We start from the raw sequence: 19,391 nt of genomic DNA on the forward strand, positions 1-19,391 counted from the left end.
CCGAGCCTGTGCGGCTCAAGGCGTCTGCGCGGTCAGCGACGGAATGCGAACATGGGGCGAGCCTGCCATGATCGTCGACGCCCTGGCAACCCCTGAGTCACCCTGAATCAGGTCGTCACCGTTTCGAAGTCACCGCCCGGCTGCGTAGGGTGGAGCGGTAATCGCCACCGACCGAGACGAGTAGACGCGCCCATGGCCCCCGCTGACGAACTGCGCAACGACCCCGCCGCCATCGACGTGACAAGGCCCGATACGCCGAAGGGCTGGGTGTCGCGGCTGCTGAAAGGCATGGCCGTCGGCGTCGGCGCCATCCTCCCCGGCCTGTCCGGCGGCGTGCTCGCCGTCATCTTCAAGCTCTACGACCCGATGATCCGGTTCCTGGCGAACCTGCGACGCAACTTCGTGAAGAACGTGCTGTTCTTCACCCCCGTCGGCATCGGCATGATGCTCGGCATCGTCGGGTTCTCCGTGATCGTCGAGGCCGCGTTCGGCCGCTACGCCGCGCAGTTCACGTGCCTGTTCATCGGCTTCGTGATCGGCACGTTCCCGTCGCTGTACCGCCAGGCCGGCAAGCGGGGTCGCAGCACGAAGGACCTTGTCATCATGGGCCTAGCGGCGCTGGCGATCTTCGCCCTGATGTACATCGGCGGCGATTCGCAGCTTCTGCAGGTCGAGCCGAGCGTCCCTGTCTGGTTCGGCTCCGGTGCCCTGATCGGGCTCGGCGTCATCGTGCCGGGCATGAGCCCGTCGAACTTCCTGATCTACTTCGGCCTCTACGACAAGATGGCCTCCGGTATCAAGAACTTCGACATGGGCACGATCATCCCGCTCGCGCTCGGCCTCATCGCGTGCGTGATGCTGCTCGCCAAGGCCGCGGCCTGGGCCTTCGACCGGTACTACTCCGGCATGTACCACTTCATCCTCGGCATGGTGATCGGCTCATCCGTCGCCATCTTCCCGACGGTGGTGTTCCCCGCCTTCGCACCGGCCGGCCTCGCCGCAAGCGGGCTGTCACTGGGCGGTTCGATCGCCTTCGCCGCGGCCCTGCTCGTCGTCGGCGTCGTCGCGTCGTACCTGTTCAGCAAGGTGGAGGACCGCTACTCCGACGAGCGCGAGGCCATCGAGTCGGGCGGCAAGGACGCCTGACCGCTCGTCGGCCTCTGCTCCTTCAGGCTCTGGGCCGCACCGTCGGCGGGCCTCCACGTGCTCGACCACACCGTCACCGGGCCTCCACATTCCCGACCACACCGTCACCGGGCCTCCACATCCCCGACCACACCGTCGCCGGGCCTCCACACCCCCGACCACCGGCCCCAACCCCCGACCGGTGACCGCCGACCGCCGACCGACCGCTGACCACCCCATCGCGAAAATCGTTCAGTGGTCGATTCTCCCCTGTGAAGTCTCATACCTTCGTGGACGGTTGTGTCTCATAGCTTCGTAGACAGATGTGTCTCGACCTTCGTTGACAGTGGGTGTTGACGGTTCTGTCTCACGGTTTCGTGGACAGTTGCGGGTGTCCGCGGTGAGGGTCGGGCCATGGCTGCTCGTATCGATGTTCGTGTTCGTCAACGGATCATCAACTTCCCTGACAGTCCTCGTAGGGGCGAGGTCACCAGGTTCTGCCGGGAGCACGGCATCTCTCGCGCGGAGTTCTATAAGGTCCGGTCCCGGGCCGCCGACGAGGGCAAACTCGCCGCGGTGACGGCCCGGCAGCCGATCGCCAGGTCCGTGGCGCGACGCACCAGCGACGAGATCGAGACGATCGCGTTGCAGGTCCGTGCCGGGTTGAAGCGGGAAGGCTGGGACCATGGGCCGTTGTCCGTGGCGGCCGCGATGCGGCGTCAGGGGATCGACCCGCCGTCCAGGGCCACCCTGGCCAGGATCTTCACCCGGCACGGGGTGGTGCGTCCGGAGCCAGCGAAACGTCCCCGGGCGTCGTATCGCCGGTTCCGTTACCCGGACCCGAACGGCTGCTGGCAACTCGACGGAGTCGAGATCGTTCTCGACGACGAGGCCGGGTCGAGACGATGCGTACTCCAGGTCGAGGACGACCACTCCCGATTCATCCTCGCTTCACACGTCGCCTTGTCCGAGACCAGCCAGGCAGCGATCACCGTCGTCGCCGCGGCGATCGGTCACCACGGCGCCCCGGCCCGATTCCTGACCGACAACGGGACCGCGTTCAACCAGTCCCGCCGCGGCAGGACCTCCCAGCTCGAGGGTTTCCTCCGACGCCAGGGCGTCGAGCCGATCACCGGTCGGCCCGGCAAACCCACCACCCAGGGCAAGAGCGAACGCCTGCACCAGACGTTCCACACCTTCCTCGACGCGCACCGCCCGATCCGCTCCCAGGCCCGACTCGCAGAACTCGCCGACCAGTTCGCCCAGTACTACAACACCCAGCGGGCCCACCAGGCACTGGACCCCGACCAGACTCCCGCCGACGCCTACCAAGCCCGCCCGAAAGCACTCCCCGGCCCACCGACACCCCCACCACCCCAGCCAACCCCGACCAGCCGACGGACCGTGAAGTCCGGCATCACACGCCGCCTGAAAGGAGAACGCCCCGCCACCGACCCCAGCCAGGCCCGCTGGGCCGACCGGCAGGTCTCCCGCAGCGGCCGCGTACACATCTGCAACGCGAAGATCTACGTCGGCAGCAGCCACATCGGCGAAACACTGCACATCATGTTCAACGCCACCACAATCGAGATCTTCGACACCAACGGCGTCCTGGTCGGCACCACCCCACACCCCGGCAAAGTCCCCACCGGCACCACCCGACTGCTCACAATCAGCCCCAGAACCACCAGCCACCGTGAGACATAACCGTCAACAAGCCACTGAGACACAACCGTCCACGAAGCACCGAGACATGGCAGGTCGATTCTCCCCGGTGTGGCGACGAAAACCGCACAACGCTTCAGGAGGCGCGCGAGAGTCCGACGAGGCATCGAACGATTCTCGGCACAAGACCAGGGAGAATCGACCACTGAACGATTCTCGGGAGGGGAGCATTGGCAGTGGTCGGCCGGGGTGCGGCGAAGACGCGCATCGCCTCGTCAGGCTGACAACAGCTTGACGAGGCGACGAGGGCCGGCATGACTGCCTGGATCAGCCTGCCCGGCGCGATGCAGCGACTCAGGCCACCAGCGAGCGTTTTTCGACCGCGGCTCCGGCTCAGGACAGCGGGACGACGATCCGGTCAGCCAGCTCGTACGGCTCCCCCGCGACGACGACGGTGACCTTCTCCCCGGCCCGGAGCTGCACCGCCGCCTCACCCGGGCTCACCGTCAGGCCGACGGTGCGGCCGCGGAACTCCAGGCTGAACGAGTACGACTCCCAGCCGTCGGGGCAGTACGGCGCGAACGACAGCTGACCGTCGCGAACGCGCATCCCGGCGAAGCCCTGCACGATCGCCAGCCACGCGCCACTCATCGACGTGATGTGCAGGCCGTCCTCGGTGTCGGCGTTGTAGTTGTCGAGGTCGAGGCGCGCGGTGCGCTGGTACAGCTCGACGGCCTTCTCCCGCTCGCCGATCGACGACGCGAGCACCGAGTGCACGCTCGCCGACAGCGACGACTCGTGCACCGTGAGCGGCTCGTAGAACGCGAAGTTACGACGCAGCTGCTCGACGGTGAAGTCGTCCTCGAACAGGTACATGCCCTGCAGCACGTCGGCCTGCTTGATGTAGCAGGAGCGCAGGATCCGGTCCCACGACCAGGTCTGGTTCAGCGGCCGGTCCTCGGGACGGAGCTCCGCCACGGGCGTGAGGTCCTTGTCGAGGAACGTGTCGTGCTGCACGAAGATGCCGAGCTCGTCGTCGGTCGGGAAGTACATCCCCTCGGCGATCTCGCGCCACCGCGCGACCTCCTCCGACGCGACCTCCGGCCCGTGCCCGGCCGCGACCAGCTCCGCCGTCGAGCGCATGGTCCACGCGGCGAGGTAGTTCGTGTAGAAGTTGTTGTTGATGTTGTTCTCGTACTCATTCGGGCCCGTGACGCCGTGCAGCATCCACTGGCTGCGGCGCTTCGAGAAGTGCACGCGGTCCGCCCAGAACCGGCTGATCTCCACCAGCACCTCGGCGCCGTCGCCCTCGAGGTAGCTGCGGTCGCCGGTGTAGTTGGCGTAGTTGTGGATTGCGAACGCGATGGCGCCGTTGCGGTGGATCTCCTCGAAGGTGATCTCCCACTCGTTGTGACACTCGATGCCGTTGAAGGTCACCATCGGGTACAGCGCGCCGGCCAGCCCCTGCTGGCGGGCGTTGTGCTGCGCCTGCGGCAGCTGCTCGTGGCGGTAGCGGAGCAGCGCCTTCGTGACCTCGGGGTCCGCGACCGCGAGGTACAGCGGCACCAGGTAGGCCTCGGTGTCCCAGTAGGTCGCGCCCCCGTACTTCTCGCCGGTGAAGCCCTTGGGGCCGATGTTGAGGCGGTAGTCGTGGCCGTAGTAGGTCGAGAACAGCTGGAACAGGTTGAACGCGATGCCCTGCTGCGCCTCGTCGTCGCCGACGACCGTGACTGCCGCGGTCGCCCAGCGGGCCTCCCAGGCCGCGGTGTGGCGGGCCAGATGCTCGTCGAAGCTCTCGGCCGAGAGGCGCTCCAGCAGCGCGTCGGCGACAGCCTCGTGCGTGTCCGCCTCGTGGTCGCGCGAGGTCAGGACCGCGGTGGTGCGCACGATCTCGAGCCGCTGCCCTGCCTCGAGCCCCGAGGCGACGCTCACGCCGACCGACGTGGGGAGTTCGAGCGGCTCGACCTTGACGTCGGCCGCCACCCGGCTGACCGCCGTGACGGTGAACTGCGGCACGCCGAAGGAGTTCGGGACCGTCCTGGTGGAAAGTGCCGGCTGCTCGCCGACGCGGCGCCCGGTCTCCTCCCAGAACTGCTCTCCGTAGTTGGAGTCCTGGTTGTGCACGTCGCGGTCGATGCGCGGCCGCAGTTCGACGTTCGCGCCGCCGGTGAGGCACTCGACGACGACGCGCTGCCAGCAGGTCTCGACCTCGACGACCGAGAGGAACTTCTCGAAGCTGATCCGGAACGTCGACCCGGCAGCGGCGAGCTCGAACGACCTTGTCAGGAGCCCGTTGCGGAGGTCGAGGCGGATCCGGAAGTCCGACGGCTCCACGGTCGCGAGGTCGACGGGAGCCTCGTCGATCAGGACGTCGACGGCCGCGAAGTTCAGCGCGTTGATGGCCTTGCCGAAGTACTCCGGGTAGCCGTTCTTCCACCAGCCGACCCGCGTGCGGTCGGGGTACCAGACGCCGGCCAGGTAGGTGCCCAGGTGGTGGTCCCCGGAGTAGCCCTCCTCGAAGTTCCCGCGCATGCCCATGTGCCCGTTGCCGATCGAGGTCAGGGACTCGATCAGCCGGAGCTTGTCGCGGTTGAGGACGCGGGTCGTGAGGGCCGTCGGTTCGACGTCGAATACTCGGTCAATCATGCTCGTCGCTTTCTCTGCTGCCCCGGAACCGGTAACGCGCACACGGCCTCCCTGATTCCGGAAACGTATCCGGGAGCACCATAACCTGCCGGGCTCTGAGAGTCACCCCCCGGGGCGAGCCGAGCGCGACGACGTAGTCTTGTCCGTGGAAACGAGGTGATCAGCGTGCGGCTGTTCCAGTACGACGCCCCCCTGTGGCGGGCGATCAGCACCGTCGGCGACCTGATCGTCCTGAACCTGCTCGCGTGCATCTGCGCGCTGCCCGTGGTCACGGCGGGCGCCAGCCTCACCGCGCTGGCCGACACCTCCCGCCGCATGGCCCAGGGTGAGGGCACCGCCGTCTGGCGGATGTTCCTGACCTCGTTTCGGCGCAACTTCCGGACCGCGTCGCTCGCCTGGGCGGCGGTCGGACCCGTGACGCTCGCCCTGCTCGCCGCCTGGATCTTCGTGCAGGCCGACGAGCTTGTCGTCCTGAAAGCGCTTCTCAGTGCCGTGTTGCTGCTCGGATTCCCGTTCCTGTGGTCGCTGATCGCCCGCTTCGAGAACACGGTGGGAGCCCACCTGAAGAACGCCTGGCTCGTGGCGATCGGCAACCTCCCCCTCGCCCTCGGGGTGCTCGCGATCCACGCCGGGATGATCGCCCTGGTGGTGGCCACTGCGTACTACCTGCCCGCCGGCCTTCCGGTGCTCCTGCTGCTCGGCGTCTCGCTTCCCTGGGTCGCCTCGGCGCCGCTGATCGAGCGCGCGTTCCGCCCTCTGCTCGACCGGGCCTCCTGACCTTATTCGACCCCACCTCTTGCGGGCCATCCTGCCGTTCTGTACTCTGACGCTCAGCGGAATCGTTTCCGGCGTTTCGGTCGGAAACAACCACGTGAGACACAGTGAGTCCTCATTCCAAGGAAGGCAACAGGACTATGGCAACACGCAAGACAGCGAAGCTCGCGGCCGGCCTCATGGCAGGTGCCCTGCTCTTCGGTGTGACCGCCTGCAGCGGTTCCAGCGACGACAGCGCGGATGCGACCGGCAAGGTCTACTACCTGAACTTCAAGCCCGAGCAGGCCGACGACTGGGTCGCCCTCGCCAAGGCCTACACCGAGGAGACCGGCGTCCAGGTCGATGTCCAGACCGCGGCGTCCGGCACCTACGAGACCACGCTGAAGTCCGAGATGGCCAAGTCCGAGGCCCCGACCCTGTTCCAGGTCAACGGCCCCGTCGGCCTGCAGACCTGGAAGGACTACGCCGCCGACCTCAGCGACACCGAGGTCTACGCGCAGCTCAACGACCAGTCGATCGCCCTGACGAACGACGACGGCAACCCCGTCGCCATCCCGTACGTCATGGAGACCTACGGCATCATCTACAACAAGGCGATCCTCGAGGACTACATCGCGACCGACGGCGCGAAGATCACCTCCGCCGACGAGATCACCAGCTTCGACACCCTGAAGTCGGTCGTCGAGGACATCCAGGCCAAGAAGGACGACCTCGGCATCGACGGCGCGTTCACCTCGGCCGGCTTCGACTCCTCGTCCGACTGGCGCTTCAAGACCCACCTGGCCAACATCCCGCTGTACTACGAGTACAAGGCGGACGGCATCGTGGGCCAGCCCGAGTCGATCAAGGGCACGTACCTCGACGGCTTCAAGAACATCTTCGACCTGTACATCAGCAACTCCACCACGGAGCCCTCGCTGCTGTCGGGCAAGACGATCGATGACGCCAACTCCGAGTTCGCCCTTGGCAAGGCCGTCTTCTACCAGAACGGCACCTGGGCCTACAACGACATCAAGGACCAGAAGGTCGACGACGCCGACATGGGCATGCTGCCGATCTACATCGGCGCCGACGGCGAGGAGAACCAGGGCCTGACCACCGGTTCCGAGAACTACTGGGTCGTCAACTCCGAGGCCTCCGAGGCCGACCAGAAGGCCACCAAGGACTTCCTCAACTGGGTCATCAGCTCCGACACCGGCCGCGACACCCTGACCAACACCATGGGCTTCGTGACCCCCTTCAAGACGTTCGCCGACTACGAGTCCAGCAACCCGCTGGTCCAGGCCGACGCCGCCTACACCGCTGCCGGCAAGACGGCCGTGACGTGGAACTTCACCACCATGCCCTCCGAGGAGTGGAAGAACACGCTGGGTCAGGCGATGCTGGCCTACGCACAGGGCACCGGCGACTGGGACGCCGTCCGGGCAACCTTCGTCGACAACTGGGCCACCGAGGTCGAGCTCTCCAACCAGGGCTGACCCCCACGGGACTCCGCCGGAGAGACGGAGCCCCTGACCCAAACTGAAACGGTGTGACGGTGCGGGCGCACTTCACAGTGCGCCCGCACCGTCGCGCGTAGGAGAAGAAATATGTACAGATCGCTCAAGCGCTGGTGGTGGCTGTTCACCGGGCCGACCATCGCCGCCTTCATCATCGGGTTCGTCGCGCCGTTCGCGCTTGGCGTCTACCTGTCCTTCACGAAGTTCACGACCGTCACGAAGAGCCGCTGGGTCGGCCTCGACAACTACGCGCGACTGCTCAGTGACGACACGTTCCTGCACTCCCTCTGGTACACCGCGGCATTCGCGCTGGTCACGACCGTCGTCATCAACGTGGTGGCCTTCGCCGTCGCGTACATGCTCGTGAAGAAGTTCAAGGGCTCGAACCTCTACCGCTCCGTGTTCTTCATGCCGAACCTCATCGGCGGCATCGTGCTCGGCTACGTGTGGCTGCTGCTCCTCAACGGCATCCTCGGCCACTGGGCCCGCTCGATCACCTATTCGGCGACCTACGGCTTCTGGGGCCTCGTGATCCTGGTGTGCTGGCAGCAGATCGGCTACATGATGGTCATCTACATCGCCGGCCTGCAGTCGATCCCGGGCGAGCTGATCGAGTCGGCGGAGGTCGACGGCGCGACGCCGCGCCAGACCCTGCGCAGCGTGATCATCCCGCTGGTCATGCCGTCGATCACGGTGTGCACGTTCCTGACGATCACCAACGGCTTCAAGCTCTTCGACCAGAACCTCGCGCTGACCAACGGGGCTCCGTCGCGGCAGTCGGAACTGCTGGCCCTCAACATCTACAACACGTTCTACGGCCGCACGGGCTTCGAGGGAGTCGGCCAGGCCAAGGCTGTCATCTTCCTCATCATCGTCGCCGCGATCTCGCTGCTGCAGAACCGCTTCGCCCGCTCGAAGGAGGCGTGACATGCGAGACCCGAAACACCCCAAGCTCTGGACGGTCCTCTTCGCGATCGTCGCGGTCGCTTACCTGTTCCCGATCCTGCTCGTGCTGATCAACTCCTTCAAGGGCAAGGTCTTCGTCTCCTCGGAGCCGTTCGCCCTGCCCAACGCGGAGACCTTCGTCGGGCTCGAGAACTACATCACCGGCATCGCGAAGACGGACTTCCTGTCGTCATTCGGCTGGTCGCTGGTCATCACGATCGGATCTGCCTTCCTGATCCTGCTCTGTACGTCGATGACCGCATGGTGGATCGTGCGGACCGACAACAGGTTCGCCAAGTCGCTGTACATCGTGTTCCTGTTCAACCTGGTGGTCCCCTTCCAGATGGTCATGTTCACGCTGTCCTGGCTGACCGACTACCTCGGCCTCGGCAACCCGTTCGGCCTGTGGATCGTGTACCTGGGCTTCGGCGCCGGCCTCGCGGTGTTCATCTTCACAGGCTTCGTGAAGGGCATCCCGACCGAGATCGAGGAGGCGGCGACGATCGACGGGTGCGGCCCCGTGCGCACCTTCTTCCTCGTCGTGCTGCCGATCATGAAGCCGGCCGTCATCACGGTCGCGATCCTCGAGGTCATGTGGCTGTGGAACGACTACCTGCTGCCCTACCTGACCCTGGACATGCGCAAGTACAAGACGGTGCCGATCGCCGTCCAGTACCTTAAGGGCGGGTACGGAACCGTGGACATGGGCGCGATGATGGGCGTCCTCGTCCTGGCGATGATCCCCGTGATCATCTTCTACCTGTTCAGCCAGAAGCACATCATCAAGGGCGTCGTCGCAGGCGCCGTGAAGGGGTGATCCGCCAGTGAGTGGAGGTGTGACGATCCGCGAGCTCGCCAAGCTCTGCGGCGTCGCCGTCTCGACGGTCTCCCGGGCCATGAACGACCGTGAGGACGTCAGCCCGGAGACCAAGGAACGGATCCGGGCTGCCGCGGAGAAGCACGGCTACGTGCCGAGCTCCAGCGCCCGGACGCTGAAGCTCTCCGAGACCAACTCGGTGCTCGTGGTCATCCAGGGTGAGACCGGCAGGCTCCTGATCTCCGTCCTCCAGCTGCTGGAGACGGCGTTCGCGAAGGCAGGGTTCACCACCAACCTCACCCACGTCGTCGACAGCGAGGCCGAGGCCTCGACGATCGAGCGCGTGGTGCGCGCGGAGCGCTACCGGGGCGTCGTGTTCCTCGGCCGCTACGGCAACCGCGACAGGGAGGCGTCGGTGACGCTGAGCCGCCGACTCGCCCGGATCGACGTGCCGATGGTGTTCTGCACGACGTCGGACTACTCCAGTTCGGGCGCGATGCACTCGTTCGTGTCCGCGGACGATCAGCGCGGAGCCGCCGACCTGACGCAGTACCTGATCGAACGCGGGCACCGTCGGATCGCCTTCGTCGGCGCGGGTCCGGAGAATGACGCGGGTCACGCGTGGGCGCAGCGTCTCGCGGGCTACCGCAACGCGCTCGCCGACGCGGGCATCGCGCAGGATCCGGGCCTCATCATCCGCGCGGCCGTCCCCGAGCGGCTGTACACGCTGGAGAACGGCTTCGACTCGCTCGCCACCCGCCTGATGGAGGGGATGATCGACTTCACCGCGCTCGTGGCGGTGTGCGACGAGGTCGCGATCGGTGCGGCGGGCGCCCTGCGCGAGGCCGGCCTCCGGGTCCCGGAGGACTGCTCGCTCGTCGGCTACGACGGGCTGGATCTCGCCCGCTACTGGTCGCCCAAGCTCACGACGATGCAGCAGCCGCTGGCCGAGATCGCCGAGGCGACCGCGCGCGTGATGCTCAAGGCGATGACCCAACCGGGCCACGCAACAGAGCAGGTCTGGATCCGGGGAAGCCTGCTGGAGGGCGACTCCGTCGCCACCGTGGTCCCCGCCCCCGTCGACTGACCTGTTCTCGACGCCGCCCTTACTCGCAGACGCCACCCTTACCGACGGACGCCACCCTTGTTCGCCGACGCCACCCTTACCGACGGACGCCACCCTTCTTCACACATGCCACCGCCATGGCGGTGGTTTCTGTCGAGAAGGGTGGCGTCTGGCGATAGCGGTGGCGTCGGCTCGTTGAGCTCGTCGAAACGCCCTGAGCGAGGCGAAGGGGCTGGCCAGGTCACCGCCTCGCTCCGCTCGGCGCCCTTCGACGAGCTCAGGGAACCGGGAAGCGGCTCAGGAAACCGGGGTGGCATGACTCATAGGTGCCGTGCGACTTGATGGCGAAGGGCGCCACAAGCGACAAGACCAGCGGCGAACCTCCTTGTCAGGAGGGGTTTCGCACCGGTCGTCGTGGAGCGGGCGACGGGAATCGAACCCGCGTATCGAGCTTGGGAAGCTAGCGCTCTGCCATTGAGCTACGCCCGCGACGGAGCCAAGATTAGCAGCTTTCCGACGGGCCACGCCAAGCGCCGCTCTGCGCACGCATCGCCCGCGGTCTGCTGCCGACGCGGAAGCCACCGCGGTTCATGCAACGCCGTACCGCACCCGTGATTCCGAACGCCGAGACCTATGGAGCCGGCGATGGCGAGGACCCGTGCATGCAACGCCGGAGCGCCCCTGGATCCCGCACCCCCGAGACAGGGCACGTCCGCTTCGGGCGTGCCGTGCCGAAAGCGCCGCGCGTGAGTAGTGTGACGACCGTGATGAGCGAGGAGGCTGCAAGCGCACCGATCACGCGCGACAGCCGCGCCATCACCCGCCTCGCCATGGCGCACGATGCTTCACACTTCCTCCTGACCCCCAAAGAGGTCATCACCCCGACGCGTATCGAGGACGTGGCCTTTCTGATGTCCGAGGCGGCTCGGACCAGGCGCCCCATGACCTTCCGATCGGGCGGCACGAGCCTCAGCGGCCAGGCCGTGACCGACAAGACCCTGGTCGACACCCGGCGCTGGTTCCGCGACATCGAGGTCCTCGACGAGGGTCGCCGCGTGCGGGCGGGCGTCGGCGCGACGCTGAGCGCGGTCAACGCCCGGCTCGCGCCGTACGGGCGCCGCCTCGGTCCCGATCCGACGAGCGCGATCGCCTGCACGATCGGCGGGATCATCGCCAACAACTCCAGCGGCGTCCTGTGCGGCACGACGCAGAACAGCTACCACACGTTGGAGTCGATGGTCTTCGCTCTGCCGAGCGGACGCGTCGTCGACACCGCGGACCCCGCCGCCGACATGACCCTGCGCCTCGAGGAGACGCACCTCGTCGGCGGCCTGCACATGCTCCGCAAGCGGCTGCGCACCAACCCGGACTCGATCGCGCAGGTCAACCACTTCTTCGGCATGAAGAACACCATGGGCTACGGCATCAACGCGCTGATGGACTTCCACCGCCCCGTCGACATCATCTCCCACCTCCTGATCGGCAGCGAGGGGACGCTCGGCTTCGTGTCCGAGGCGACGTTTCGGACGGTGCCCCTCCCGCGCCGCACCGCCGTCCTGGTCCCCGTGTTCCCCGACCTGCAGGCGGCGGCACTGGCCGCGGTGGCGCTGGCCGACGAGAACTGCCAGGCGGTCGAGTTGATGGATGCCGCGACGCTGCGGGTCCTGCAGCATCAGCCCGGCAGCCCCGACGAGTTCCGCGACGCCGAGGTGACGACGCAGGCGGCGCTGATCGTCGAGCTGCACGACGAGGACGACACGGCCCTGACGCTCCGGCTCAACGCCGTGGCGGCAAGGCTGCGTGCGCTCGGGATCCTCGGCGAGCTGCTGATCACCACCGACGAGGCCACCCGCCGGGAGCTCCTGACGCTCCGCCGGTCGCTGTACGCGCTGGTCGCGGGCGTCCGCCCGTCGGGCGCGACGACTCTCCTCGAGGACATCTGCGTGCCCCTGGACCAGCTGCCCGGCATGCTCGCCGACCTCGACGATATGTTCGACCGGCACGGCTACGGCGTGATGAACGTGCCGCTGTTCGCACACGCGAAGGACGGCAACGTCCACTTCCTCCTCAGCGAGCGGTTCGACGACGCGACCGGCCTCAAGCGGTACCGCAAGTTCACCCGCGAGATGGTCCGCAGGGTGCTGCAGCGCGGCGGCGCGCTGAAGGCGGAGCACGGCACCGGCCGCGCGATGGCCCCGTTCGTGCACCAGCAGTACGGAGACGAGCTGTTCGAGGTGATGCGCGCCATCAAACACCTCTTCGACCCGATGGGCATCCTGAACCCCGGCGTCATCATCACCGACGACCCCGACGAGCACCTGCGCCACCTCAAGCTCATGCCGCCGATCGAGGAGTCCGTCGACGGGTGCATCGAATGCGGCTTCTGCGAGTCGAGCTGCCCGTCGCGCGACCTGACGCTGACCCCACGCCAGCGGATCGTGCTGCGTCGCGAGATCGCCGCCCGCGGGGACGACGCTGAGCTGCTGGCGCGCGTCGATCAGGAGTACCAGTACGAGGCGATCGACACGTGCGCCGTCGACTCCATGTGCGCGCTGGCCTGCCCGCTCGGCATCGACACCGGGGCCCTCGTCCGCCGGCAGCGCGCCGACGCCGCCACGCCCACCGAGCGGACTTCCTGGAAGAACGCCGCCCGCTCGTGGGGCCTGCTCACGCGGCTCGGGTCCGCCGCCCTCACCGTCGCGAAGACGGCGCCGCCGCTGGCCAGGGCGGCGACGGGCATCGGGCGACGTGCGCTCGGTACCGAGACGGTCCCGGACTACGCGGCGTCGCTGCCGCGGGGGTCGGGGCTGAAACGCCGCCCGCGCCGTCGCAGCTACACGACGCCGGGTGTGGCGGCCTACTTCCCGTCCTGCCTGCAATCGATGCTCGGATCCTCCTCCGACGAGGGCGTCTTCGCCGCCTTCCGGGAGCTCTGCCTCCGCGCGGGCGTGCGCGTCACGCTCCTCGACGCGGCAGACCTGTGCTGCGGAGCGCCGTGGCAGGCCAAGGGCATGGACGAGGGCTATGCCATGATGCGCGACCGGGTCCGCGCGGCGGTCGACCTGCCTCCCGGCATCCCGATCGTGACCGACGCCTCCAGCTGCACCCAGTCCCTGCGACGCATGGCCGAGGACTGGGACGTCGAGGTGCGCGACGTCGTGCAGTTCGCCGTCGCCGAGTTGCTGCCCCGGCTGTCGGTGATCTCGCCCATCGCATCGCTGGCCGTGCACCCCACGTGCTCATCGACGCGCGCGGGCATGAACGACGACCTCATGAAGGTGGCGCGCTTCATCAGCGACGACGTGCATGTCCCCGACAGCTGGGCCTGCTGCGGCTTCGCGGGCGACCGTGGCCTGCTGCACCCCGAGCTGACGCGGTCCGCGACCCGCGAGATGGCCGCAGAGCTGGGCCGCCGCGAGTACGCGACCTACGCGTCGCTCAACCGGACGTGCGAGATCGGCATGTCGCAGGCGACGGGCCGGACGTACCTGCACATCCTGGAGCTCCTCGCCCGCGCGACGCGCCCGACGCAGGACGCGCCGGCCAGGGGCAGACTCAGCTGGCGCTGACGACGTCGGCGACCAGCTGGTCCGCACGGATGTCGTCGACCGACGGCGAGAAGCCGAGTCGGACGACGACCAGATCCTCGCTCGGCACGACGTAGACCCGCTGCCCGTCGTGGCCGCTGGCCCAGTACGCGTCGGCGGGCAGCTCCGGATTCATCAGGGCGCCGTCCGGCAGCTCATTGACCCACCACGAGGCGGCGAGGTTCGGGGAATCCGTCTCCGCCACTTCTTCGACGGTTGTCGAACTAGCCATCCATCCGTCTGGTAGCAGCCGCACGCCGTCGACGACGCCGTCGTCGAGCGCGAACTGGCCGATGAGAGCCCAGTCGCGGGCCGTGGCCCAGAGATAGGAGCCACACACGGGTGTGCCGACGGCGTCTGGCTCGAGGACGGCCGTCGACAGACCGAGCGGCTCGAACAGGACGTCGTGGGGCAGCAGCGGCCCGTCGCCGGTGACGGACCCGGCCAACACCGAACACAGCAGGGTCGTCGAGCCCGAGCTGTACTGCTGGAACGTGCCGGGGTCGTGGGTCGCGGGCCGGCTGGCGACGAAGGCCCCCATATCCGGCTCGCCGTAGAGCATCTGGGTGATGGGCGTGCCGAGGTCGTAGGTCTCGTCCCAGGCCAACCCGCCGGTCATGCGCAGCAGGTCGTCGACGGTGATGTCGGCGCGGGAGTCGTCGGCCCACTCGTCGCGGAGGTGGTCGGAGTCGAGCGTGAGGTCGGTGTCACCGTCGTGGATGATGCGTCCGACCATCAGGTTGGTGACGGACTTGGTCATGGACCAGCCCAACTGGCGCGTGTCGGCGTCGAACCCGTCGGCGTAGCGCTCGGCGACGACCTTGCCGTCGCGCAGCACGACGACGGCGCGGGTGCCCAGCTCGTCGCGGGCGGAGGCGTCGAGGTCGTCGCCGAATGCTGCGGCCAGGGCGTCGTCGAGGGCGGGGTCGAGCGCCGACTCGAGCGTCGCGGCCTCGACGGGCGTCGGCTCGGGGGCGACTAGGGGGCCGGAGCCCAGCGTGCAGCCGAGGCCGGGCGTATACCAGGCCGTCTGCCAGGCGAGCGCACCGAGCACGGTCACTGTGGCCGACGTCTCCCCGGCCTGGGAGACGAGGAACGGGACCAGCGGGTTGGGCGGCAGATCCGAGGCGGGGTCGTCGCGGCCGGCGAGGTGGGCGACTGCGCAATTGCTGTGCGCGGCGTAGCCCGTGCCGGTGCGCAGCAGCGGCCGCACCGACCAGTACCCGCCCACCGCGACGAGGGCCACGGCGGCGACCACCGAGCCCGCGACGACCGCCCGCCGACGACGCGGCACCGGTCAGTCGCCCAGGCCGGTGCCCACGCCGCGGGCTGCGGTGAGCCAGGGGTGGTCGAGCGGGACGGTCTTCAGGTTGCCCGCCACCTCGGCGAGCGGCACGGGCACCGCGTCACCGCCCTGCGAGGCGACGGTGACGCCGTACTCGCCCGCGGCCACGAGGTCGGCGCCGGCGGAGCCAAGGAGCGTGCCGAGGAGCCTGTCGTTCGCGTCGGGGGTGCCTCCCCGCTGGACGTAGCCGAGGATCGTGACGCGGGACTCGAGCCCGGTCGCGGACTCGAGCGCGGACGCGACGCGGAAGGCGTTGTCGCGGTGCGCCGCCTCGACGGACGCCTTGTGCTTGTCGGCTGCCGCCCTGGCCTCCGGGGACGTCGCGCTGCTCTTCAGGGCGACGGCGGCCGCGAGGTCGGCGGAGCCCTGGAGGTCGCGGGCACCCTCGGCGATGGCGATGACCGAGAACGGTCTCCCGGACGCGGCGCGGCCCCGGACTGACTCGGCGACGGACTCGATCGAGTACGGGATCTCGGGGATGAGGATGATGTCCGCCCCGCCGGCGATGCCTGCGCCGAGCGCCAGCCACCCGGCTTTGTGGCCCATGATCTCGACGACGATCACGCGGTGGTGCGAGTGCGCCGTCGAGTGGAGACGGTCGACCGCGTCGGTGGCGATGCCGAGCGCCGTCGAGAAACCGAAGCTGGTGTCGGTGTGGGCGATGTCGTTGTCGATCGTCTTCGGCAGGTGGATGACGTTGAGCCCCGCCTTCGAGAGGCGGTTGGCGTTCTTCGCCGTACCGCCGCCGCCGATGCAGACGATGGCATCGAGCTTGTTGCGCTCGTAGTTCTCGATGATGGTGGGCGTCATGTCGCGGATCTCGCCGTCGACGAGCATCTTGTGGGGTTTGTCTCGCGAGGTGCCGAGGATGGTGCCGCCGATCGTGAGGATCCCGGCCAGCGCCTGGCCGTCGAGCTTCTGCCAGCGGTCCTCCACGAGCCCCTTGAGGCCGTCGCGGAACCCGATGAGCTCCATGCCGTGCCCGAGCGCCGCCTTGCCGAAGCCGCGGATGGCGGCGTTGAGGCCGGGCGAGTCGCCGCCGGCCGTCAGGATTCCCACTCGTCTGGTCATCGTTCCTCCTCAGAGCCTGTTTGCCACACCCTATTGCCGTCGACCGTCACTTGGGCAGGGGTAACGGCTACCAGGGTGGTCCCTGAGCCTCCCCCGGTTCGGGTTCCCCATCCTGTTCCAGCGCCGGCGCCCCGCCGTAGGATCGTTCCATGGCCACCGACATGACCCCGCGATTCGACCAGTTGCGCTGCGCCGACCAGGACCGCGAGCTGGTCGCGCAGGTGCTCAACAACGCCTACGCGGAGGGACGGCTGACGTTCGACGAGCACGCGGACCGCATCGCCACCGCCTACGACGCCAAGACCTTCGGCGACCTGGATGTACTCACGGCGGACCTGCTCCCCCGCGACCCGCACGTCGCCGCGCAGCCGGCCACCCCGGCACCGGCCGCGCAGCGGCTGGACAGCGTCGCGATCCCCGGCGCCTACACGGGCGCCAACGCGATCCTGTCGACGCAGAAGTCCGGCTCGATCAGCACCGTCGCCGGCGACCTCACCCTCAACTCGTGGCTCGGCGAGGTGCGCCTCGACCTCGTCGGGGCGACGTTCGCGTCGCGGCACACGACGGTTCACGTCGGTGTTCTGATGGGCGAGGTGAAGATCCGCGTTCCCGAGGGCGTCGAGGTGAACACCTCCCAGATCACGAACGTCATGGCCGAGACGAAGGTCGACGGCGTCGCGCCGCACCCCGACGGCATCGTGCTCACGCTCGTCGGCACGGTCATCATGGGCGAGGTTACAGTGCTCGGGCCGCGCATCGCCAAGCAGCGCAAGTACGAGAAGTTCGCGCAATAGGGGGCACCGGCCGCCCACAGCCCCTGCTATTGTATTAGACGCCTAATACAGATCGAGTGTGAGAAGTACGCGCCGTGACGAACGCCCCTGACCAGACCCAGACGCTCGATGACCCGTTCGCGCCGCCCGGGGTCGCCTGGCAACGGTTGTCGCCGAACTACCTGCGGATGAAGCTGGTCCTGATCCCCGTAGTGTGGGGGCTTCTGTTTGCGGCCGTCGGCGTCGCGGCGACGATCTTCCTCGGGTGGGACCGGGTGCCGAGTTGGCTGCCCTGGTCCGCGCTCGCCGCCGCCGTGGCGTGGATCGCCTGGCGCATGTTCCGTGCTCCACGGGTGTTCCGGCGCTGGGGCTACGCCGAGCGCGACGAGGACGTGTACCTGACGAGCGGGCTGTGGTGGCGCTCGCTCCAGTGCGTGCCCTACGGCCGGATGCAGCTGGTCGAGGTCGAGGCCGGACCCCTCGACCGCGCCTTCCGACTGGCGAGCGTGAAGATGGTCACGTCCTCGACCAGCGGAACGATCAACATCCCCGGCCTGGCCGCCGCCGACGCCGCAGCTCTGCGGGACCGCCTCATCTCGCGCGGCGAGCAGCAGCAGGCGGGCATCTGATGACGGGTCCGCAGACGGAACCCGATCTGCCGACGCCGACGCAGGGCCCCGTCGATCCCGACCCCGTAGGGCAGCATCCCGTCATCCCCGCCACGCCGACTCCCGCGCCGGAGAAGATCGTCGAGCGGCCCAGCCCTCTGACTGGCCTGGCCCGCGGCGGCATCGCGCTGGTCGCCGCAGCGTGGTTCCTGACCCGCGAGATCCTGGAGGGCGAAGAGCTCGGCGGCAGCGTGGTGATCATCGGCGTCGTCCTGGGCATCTACGCGATCATCGCGGGCGTCTCGGGGGTGCTGACCTGGCGGATGACCACGTTCATCGCCGACGACGAGGAGTTCCGTATCGAGCGGCGCCTCGTGTCCCAGACCTCGACCCGCATCGACTACACCAAGGTGCAGTCCGTCGACATCCAGCAGCCGATCGTCGCCCGCCTGCTCGGGCTGGCGAAGGTCCACATCGACGTTGGCGGCGCAGGCGGCGCTGACCTCGTCTACCTCTCGCTGGCACGAGCCGAATCGCTGCGCGACCACCTGATGGCACGCATGCGCGGAGCTCGACGCGGGCTGCCGACGCCCCCCGACGCCACACCGATCACGACCGGGGCCGACAACCTCGCACCCGACCTCGAGTCCGCGGAGGACGTGGTCGTCGCGCGGGTCAGCCCCAGGAACCTACTGATCGGCGCGTTCGTGTCGAGCAGCACCGCCGTGTGGGTGGTGATCGCCGCCGCCGTCCTCATCGTCGGGCTGGTCGCGGGCGAGCCCATCACAGCCATCCCGGCCCTGCTCGCCGTCGGCGGCTGGGTCTGGAGCCAGACAGGCAAGAACTGGGGCTTCGTGATGTCGCGTCGTGGGGAGACGCTCCACATCTCGCGGGGTGCGCTCAACAAGGCGGCGCAGGGACTGCACCCCCGGCGCATCCAGGGCGTACAGGTTCGCCAGGACATCCTTCACAGGCCCTTCGGTCTGTACTCGGTGAGCGTGACGGTGCTCGGCTACGGCGACGTCGGTGACGAGAACGAGGGCAGCAACGCGTTGATCCTCCCCTATGGCACGGCCGAGGACGTCGCCGCCGTCCTGCACGCGATCTGGCCCGACGTCGATCTGACCGCGATCAGGCCGCGGCAGCAGCCAGCCCGCGCCCGTTGGTTGACCCCGGTCACGTTCCGGACCCACACGTGGGGATTCGACGACACGGTCATCGTCGCGCAGCACGGGCTGCTGACGCAGACGCGCACCATCGTTCCGCACCGCCGGATGCAGTCCGCCGGGCTTCACCAGGGCCCACTGGAGCGGAGGCTGGACCTGGCGACGGTCGCCATCCACACCACCGACGGTCCAGTCGACCTCAGGCTCTATCACCTCGACGCGCAGGCTGCCAGAGGGGTGCTGTTCGAGCAGCTCCGCCTCGCCAGGCTCGCCCGGGCAGCTGCTGACCGCTGAGCAGATCCCT

The 19,391-nt window shown here is 68.3% G+C and carries 14 protein-coding genes and 1 tRNA gene; 11 read left to right on the top strand and 4 right to left on the bottom strand.

Annotated features, from left to right (window positions below; all coding sequences use genetic code 11):
• The first annotated feature begins 192 nt into the window (after nucleotides 1–192).
• Both KDB89_RS12490 and KDB89_RS12495 read left to right on the top strand, forming a co-directional pair.
• The gene (locus tag KDB89_RS12490; RefSeq protein ID WP_219081526.1) at nucleotides 193–1,146 is read left to right on the top strand and encodes a DUF368 domain-containing protein; all 954 of its coding nucleotides are present in this window, start codon (nucleotides 193–195) and stop codon (nucleotides 1,144–1,146) included.
• Between the two features lie 393 nt (nucleotides 1,147–1,539).
• Nucleotides 1,540–2,832, top strand: coding sequence for a DDE-type integrase/transposase/recombinase (locus tag KDB89_RS12495; protein WP_219081529.1), 1,293 nt, complete (start codon nucleotides 1,540–1,542; stop codon nucleotides 2,830–2,832).
• Nucleotides 2,833–3,183: 351 nt separating this feature from the next.
• Here the strand turns inward: KDB89_RS12495 and KDB89_RS12500 are convergent, their stop codons facing one another.
• On the bottom strand, nucleotides 3,184–5,436 hold the full coding sequence (locus KDB89_RS12500; RefSeq protein ID WP_219081531.1) for a family 65 glycosyl hydrolase domain-containing protein: 2,253 nt from the start codon (nucleotides 5,434–5,436) through the stop codon (nucleotides 3,184–3,186).
• A gap of 165 nt (nucleotides 5,437–5,601) precedes the next feature.
• On the opposite strand from KDB89_RS12500, the gene KDB89_RS12505 reads away from it, so the two are divergent.
• The 5 genes from KDB89_RS12505 to KDB89_RS12525 all read left to right on the top strand — a co-directional run bounded on the left by KDB89_RS12505 (nucleotide 5,602) and on the right by KDB89_RS12525 (nucleotide 10,558).
• On the top strand, nucleotides 5,602–6,213 hold the full coding sequence (locus tag KDB89_RS12505; protein ID WP_219081533.1) for a DUF624 domain-containing protein: 612 nt from the start codon (nucleotides 5,602–5,604) through the stop codon (nucleotides 6,211–6,213).
• Between the two features lie 137 nt (nucleotides 6,214–6,350).
• Nucleotides 6,351–7,688, top strand: a complete 1,338-nt coding sequence (locus KDB89_RS12510; RefSeq protein WP_219081535.1) for an ABC transporter substrate-binding protein — start codon at nucleotides 6,351–6,353, stop codon at nucleotides 7,686–7,688.
• A 111-nt stretch (nucleotides 7,689–7,799) separates the two neighbouring features.
• The gene (locus KDB89_RS12515) at nucleotides 7,800–8,636 is read left to right on the top strand and encodes a carbohydrate ABC transporter permease (RefSeq protein ID WP_219081538.1); all 837 of its coding nucleotides are present in this window, start codon (nucleotides 7,800–7,802) and stop codon (nucleotides 8,634–8,636) included.
• Between the two features lies 1 nt (nucleotide 8,637).
• Nucleotides 8,638–9,471 carry a carbohydrate ABC transporter permease gene (locus KDB89_RS12520; RefSeq protein ID WP_219081540.1) on the top strand — a complete coding sequence of 278 codons (834 nt, stop codon included), beginning with the start codon at nucleotides 8,638–8,640 and terminating at the stop codon, nucleotides 9,469–9,471.
• Nucleotides 9,472–9,478: 7 nt separating this feature from the next.
• On the top strand, nucleotides 9,479–10,558 hold the full coding sequence (locus KDB89_RS12525) for a LacI family DNA-binding transcriptional regulator (protein ID WP_219081542.1): 1,080 nt from the start codon (nucleotides 9,479–9,481) through the stop codon (nucleotides 10,556–10,558).
• A gap of 394 nt (nucleotides 10,559–10,952) precedes the next feature.
• Here the strand turns inward: KDB89_RS12525 and KDB89_RS12530 are convergent.
• Nucleotides 10,953–11,026: transfer RNA gene (locus KDB89_RS12530), tRNA-Gly, on the bottom strand.
• Nucleotides 11,027–11,283: 257 nt separating this feature from the next.
• Here KDB89_RS12530 and KDB89_RS12535 point away from each other — a divergent pair.
• Nucleotides 11,284–14,106 (top strand): FAD-binding and (Fe-S)-binding domain-containing protein, encoded by a 2,823-nt coding sequence (locus KDB89_RS12535; protein ID WP_219081544.1) that lies wholly within the window; start codon nucleotides 11,284–11,286, stop codon nucleotides 14,104–14,106.
• On the opposite strand, the gene KDB89_RS12540 is transcribed toward KDB89_RS12535, so the two are convergent.
• A complete protein-coding gene (locus tag KDB89_RS12540) occupies nucleotides 14,093–15,418 on the bottom strand; it encodes a serine hydrolase domain-containing protein (RefSeq protein WP_219081546.1) in 1,326 nt (441 codons plus the stop codon). The two genes, KDB89_RS12535 and KDB89_RS12540, sit on opposite strands and share 14 nt — an antisense overlap.
• Before the next feature lie 3 nt (nucleotides 15,419–15,421).
• Nucleotides 15,422–16,540: a 6-phosphofructokinase gene (locus tag KDB89_RS12545; RefSeq protein WP_219081548.1), complete on the bottom strand. Its 1,119-nt coding sequence runs from the start codon at nucleotides 16,538–16,540 to the stop codon at nucleotides 15,422–15,424.
• Between the two features lie 149 nt (nucleotides 16,541–16,689).
• Here KDB89_RS12545 and KDB89_RS12550 point away from each other — a divergent pair, with 149 nt between their 5' ends.
• The 3 genes from KDB89_RS12550 (at nucleotide 16,690) to KDB89_RS12560 (ending at nucleotide 19,381) form a co-directional block, all read left to right on the top strand.
• Complete coding sequence (locus KDB89_RS12550) at nucleotides 16,690–17,334, top strand: DUF1707 SHOCT-like domain-containing protein (protein ID WP_219081551.1); 645 nt, start codon at nucleotides 16,690–16,692, stop codon at nucleotides 17,332–17,334.
• 74 nt (nucleotides 17,335–17,408) lie between these two features.
• The gene (locus KDB89_RS12555) at nucleotides 17,409–17,942 is read left to right on the top strand and encodes a PH domain-containing protein (RefSeq protein WP_219081553.1); all 534 of its coding nucleotides are present in this window, start codon (nucleotides 17,409–17,411) and stop codon (nucleotides 17,940–17,942) included.
• Nucleotides 17,942–19,381, top strand: coding sequence for a PH domain-containing protein (locus tag KDB89_RS12560; protein ID WP_219081555.1), 1,440 nt, complete (start codon nucleotides 17,942–17,944; stop codon nucleotides 19,379–19,381). The genes KDB89_RS12555 and KDB89_RS12560 overlap by 1 nt, the downstream gene beginning before the upstream one ends.
• The last annotated feature ends 10 nt before the right edge of the window (nucleotides 19,382–19,391 follow it).

Source organism: Tessaracoccus palaemonis, from assembly GCF_019316905.1.
In the GTDB taxonomy this organism is placed as follows: Bacteria; Actinomycetota; Actinomycetes; order Propionibacteriales; family Propionibacteriaceae; genus Arachnia; species Arachnia palaemonis.